The following is a 1,305-nucleotide window of genomic DNA, read 5'->3' on the forward strand; positions in this document are numbered from 1 at the left end:
ATCCCACTGCCGGAATCCGCTGGGCACTTCCTTATACCGCTTCTCGAACGTGTGGCGGGCGAGATGAAATGTCAAATTCTTTTTAATTCCACAAATATCGGCAATCTCTTTCAAATAGGCGTTTAGCTTCTGATTGCTGATTACGGGAAGTATCTTGCCGTCCGGCAACTTGCCCTTGTACTTCTTCAAAATCATCTTGGGAATATCCAGCAGGGGGACATTCACGTCCGTGTTGGTCTTTACCCGTTTAGTGATTATCCAAAGGTTGCCGTCAAAGGACTTTTGGATATTCTCCTGCCGCAAGTTGGCGACATCGCTGTAAGCAAGACCGCAGAAACAGGAAAAGACGAACAAGTCCCTGACGTGTTCCAGCCGTTCGGAAACCATTTTCTTTTTGAGGATGATTTTTATCTCGTCCTCTGTCAGATAACCCCTGTCCACTTTCTCCAGCCGGATTTTGTAGCTGGCGAAAGGGTCGCCCACCAGTATGCCGTTGTTGCGGGCAATGATGATGATGCGCTTGAAGAACTGCATGAACTTGGCGGTGGTGTTATAACCGCACTTGCAAGCGGTACGCAAGTATAACTCAAAATCGGTAATGAACATCGGGGTAATCTCCTTTATGGATATGTCCGATACGTTGTACTTGCTTTGAATGAACTCGGCAAGGTGGCGGCGGGTAACTTCATACTTGCGGTAGGTCGCTATCGTCTTGGATATGCCCACAAGCTGCTTCACATCGTCATTGTGCTTTTGGAACAGGGTAAGGATTGTTTCGTGGCTCTCGCTGTGTCCCAAAAACTCGTTCTTCACTTTCTCGGCGGTCACATAGTTGTCACGCCGCTGCATTTCGTGGTAAATGGTGTTCAGGGAAGAACGTATGTCGTCCAAAAGGGCGTTTATCCTCCCGGCATCCCTGCCTTTGGCTTTGCCCGCAGCCGTGTTCCAGTTGTCGGGCTGGATGCTCTGTTTTGTACTGAACTGGCAAAGTTTGCCGTCTATGGTGATGCGTGCCATAATCATAACCTCGCCGTTTTTCTTTTCAGAACCTTTCTTTAAATAAAAAAGAACCTTGAATGTCGATTTCATAACTCACTTTTTTAGTTGCAAAATTAATTTTTACCTCTCGTTTTCGAGTTATGCAGACTATGGACTAATCAAGTCATTATCAGGTCATTTGAGGACAAATCGTTACCGTTTTTTGTCCGGCAGGGAATAGGTAACGATTTAGTAACGAAACTTTGTCTTTTACGGGTCAGCGGATTTTTCCGGTGGGCGGGAGAGAGTATCAAGAGTATAGTGTTA

The 1,305-nt window shown here is 46.3% G+C and carries 1 protein-coding gene; it reads right to left on the bottom strand.

All coding sequences use genetic code 11. The features are described 5' to 3' along the window. Nucleotides 1-1,089, bottom strand: a 1,089-nt coding sequence (locus MoGM_RS04605; RefSeq protein ID WP_104368960.1) for a site-specific integrase, incomplete at its 3' end; no start/stop codon positions are given. Between the last annotated feature and the right edge of the window lie 216 nt (nucleotides 1,090-1,305).

This window comes from Prevotella sp. MGM1, assembly GCF_002933775.1.
Taxonomy (GTDB): domain Bacteria; phylum Bacteroidota; class Bacteroidia; order Bacteroidales; family Bacteroidaceae; genus Prevotella.